This window comes from Streptomyces sp. H27-H1 (assembly GCF_026627445.1).
GTDB lineage: Bacteria > Actinomycetota > Actinomycetes > Streptomycetales > Streptomycetaceae > Streptomyces.
The window spans coordinates 1-3,247 of the sequence record NZ_JAPNLJ010000125.1 but is presented as its reverse complement, the minus strand read 5'-3'; the positions used below and the strand labels follow the sequence as shown (position 1 = coordinate 3,247).

Annotated in this window: 1 protein-coding gene and 1 pseudogene; both read right to left on the bottom strand. The window is 69.2% G+C overall.

The window, feature by feature from the left end:
- Positions 1-84 precede the first annotated feature (84 nt).
- Positions 85-810 carry a DNA polymerase Y family protein gene (locus OTB20_RS42000; protein ID WP_267825157.1) on the bottom strand — a complete coding sequence of 242 codons (726 nt, stop codon included), beginning with the start codon at positions 808-810 and terminating at the stop codon, positions 85-87.
- Positions 811-1,692: 882 nt separating this feature from the next.
- Positions 1,693-2,451 (bottom strand): annotated as a pseudogene (locus OTB20_RS41995) (collagenase); the annotation flags it as partial.
- Between the last annotated feature and the right edge of the window lie 796 nt (positions 2,452-3,247).

Here is a 3,247-nt window from a genome sequence, read left to right as displayed (position 1 = left end):
ATCGTCCAGCAGGTCCGCCGACAACTGGGTCGGACGGGCCTCTTCAACCGCCTCAGCAGAGACAGTCACGTCGCTCATCAGGTGCTACTTCCATGATCGGGAGTTACACCGAAGACCGTACAGACCCGACGGTGGTGGCCAGGGCGGCTGGTCGGATGGCACCGGGGCCGTAGCGCGCACGTGCGCGGTCGTCGGTGGGGTCCAGGGTGAGCTGCTCGGTGGCTCTGCTGCGGGCCGGAGTTCTTGGGCGCGCAGGCTGATGGCGCGGACGCGGGCTCGCTGGAGTGCGAGCAGGCCGTACAGCTCGTAGGCGGTTGCCGCGAGAGGGCGGGTGTGGGCTGTGGGTTCGGGAAGGGTGCGGCTGCGTGAGGTGGTGGAGTGGTCGGCGTAGCGGATTGCCAGGGCGAGGTTGCCGGCTGTTTGGTGTTCGTCGCGGAGCCGGGCTCCGAGTTCCTCGGCCAGTTCCAGCAGGGTGCGACGGTGCTCGACGGGGGCCAGGACATCACGCTCGTAGCTCCGTTCCGCACCCACCGACTTCGCGATGGGCTGGGGCTGGACGGTGCACAGGTCTTGGCCGAGGGCGTGGTCGTGGAGGGTGCGGCCGGTGGCGGCGCCGAAGATGCGGGGGAGGGCCGGTAGGGGTGCGTCGGCGAGGTCGCCGATGGTGTGCAGCCCATGGGTCCGCAGCTTCGTCGCGGTCGCGGGGCCGACCTGGTGGAGTGCCGCGACGGGTCGCGGCCGCAGCCACCTCTGGACCTCCCCGGCTTCCAGGACGGTGGTGGCGCCGGGCGGGGCCATGGCGGCTGTCATCGCAGCGAGCATCCGGACGCGGCGAGTACGCCTACTACTTGGCCAGCCTGCCCGTGGCTGCCCCCTCCCCACGACCTGGCTGGACGGGCCGGACGCCGTCCGGACCCGGTGGCGGCAGCTCGCGCAGGACCGGCAGATCCGCATCAGCGAGCACCGGTGACACGGCATCCCGCCTGCCCCGGGCGTAGCGCAACACACCTGCGCGCGCAGCCGCCTAGGCGCTTGTTTCAGAAGCCGCAAATGCGGAGGCGGTTGCAGGTGGGTGTTGCAGCCGCGTTGCACGACGTGTTGCACATCGGACGGCCCGCCGCGGCATGGCGACGGTGGCCGGCCCGGGCCGGATGCCAGGCTGACCCCGTCTGGCGTGCAGGGTTATTGGGAGAGCCGCGCCGCCGTGTCCGTCGCATTCCGCATCAGGTGCTGCTTGTGCCGTAAGAGCATCCCGCTCACCCAAGACGTCTACGAGCTGTACGCGGAGTGGCAGCGCCGGTTCCCTTCCACGGTGGGAACCCCCGCCTGCGCATGCTGCGCGCTCCGCACTCGGTGGAGCTGCGAAAGGCGCGGCACCAGGGCTTACGGCGCAGGCCATATCCCTGCAGCCAGGAGCGACTGCTTCGACGCGTGGAGCCACGTCGGGCGGCATGGAACCCACGGAGCAATGGTGCTGGACCTCCCCGCAGCGGGCCTGCTCCAGGGTGGCGGCAACCGGGGCGGTACCCTCACGGCGGAGATTCTGGAGCCTGCCCTTCGAGTTGCCGTATTGGCTTACGACTGGTGACGAGATCCCGTCCGATCGAAAGATCGAACGGGATCTTCGTCCTTTCAGGGGCTGTTGATGCTTGTTCGGGGGGCGTCCGGTCGTAACAGGCGTACGGGTCAGGCGCCCGCTGCCACGGCTGTCAGCCAGGCGTTCCAGTCGCTCTCATAGTCCAGCGAGGTGAGGAAGGAACGGGCGGCGGTCCAGTCTCCTGCGCGGTAGTAGCCGAGGACGGTGCTGACGTCGGCCGGGTGCTTCTCGACCATGTAGCGGGCGGCAAGGTAGCCCCAGTTGTAGGTGCGGCTGACGTCGCTGTTGGCGTAGGTGGTGTCGAACAGCGTCTGCAGGGAGTACGTGTGCTTGCCGGCCTCGGTGACCGCGCTGGCGTAGGTGACGCCGCGGTAGGAGTAGGAGATGTACTCCGCGATGCCCTCGCCCCACCACACGGTGGGGGTGGTCTGGCTGGCGTTGAAGTCGCCGTACAGGTTGAAGCGGCCGTCGAGGTAGTGGGTGTACTCGTGGTTGAGGTTCCAGATCTGCCAGCCGGGGCTTGCATCGGTGCGCTCATAGCATATGAACCGCGCCTGGTTGCCCGTCTGGGAGGGGTTTCCCTCCAGGTACATGCCGCCGTTGTTGGTGTCGATGCCGTAGATCTTCCTCGCGTAGGCCTTGTAGTCGGCGCTGGAGTTGAAGACGTCGACCTCCAGGGTTGTGTTGTAGTCGTTCGCGACCGGCCCGGAGTCCTTGACTACGCCGTGGAAGTAGGCGTCCTGGTTGGCCAGGCTCGTGCAGGTCGCCGTCAGCTGGGCGGCGGTCATCTCCTGGGCGCGGATCCGCAGCGTCGGGCTGCAGCTGTGGACGATCGACAGGATGCGCGACTCCAGTCCGCCGCCGGTGGTCCCGGTCTCGCCGGGAGCGCCATTGGCATTGCCGTGGGCCGGGCGCTGGCCCGGGTCAGCGAAGACGTGGTCCGGCTTGGGATCGGCCTGGGCAGCCTGGGCAGCCTGGGCGGGGGAGGCTGCGATGGCGGCTATGAGCAGGGCGGTGGCGACGGCCATGGCGCGCAAAGTTCACTCCTGGGGATGGGAGTTGAGGTCCCGTCGATGACGGGCTGCGCTGTAAAATGGCACATGTCATATGGCTTTTCAATGTTTTTGGCAGGGGCGCATCAAGTTCGTCTGCTGCTCCGGGCAGCGCGCGTCGCCTGACGGCCGGCCCGCTATCCCGGCCAGGGGAACGGCAGTGGCAAGCAGCGGAGCGGCGGTCGCCGCCGCCGTAGCCCTCAGGGGACGGCCAGGCGGGGTCATGAACCTCGGCCGGTTCGACCTGATCTGATCGGTTACGTCCGGGCCGGCCCGCACGGGTCGGCCCTGACGTGTTCGTGGAGCGCGCGCCGCCCGCGGTCTTGTGCGGGACGACGGGCTTCCGCATACTCCCCGGAGCGCTTGTCAGGAACACGCCATTCCTGACGGGCCTCACAGGGCCCACCACCCCCGGGCCCCGACGCTCCGAGGAGGAGACCAGTGAGGAACACGCGCACCTCGCCCCGCACCACCCCCACCACCCGACGCACCGCGATCGCGGTCGCAGCCGTCGGCCTGTTGGCCGCCACCATGCTCACCGGGCCGGCCGCCGAGGCGGCTGGCCCCAAGACCTTCGGCGCGGCCGAACTCGCCGCGG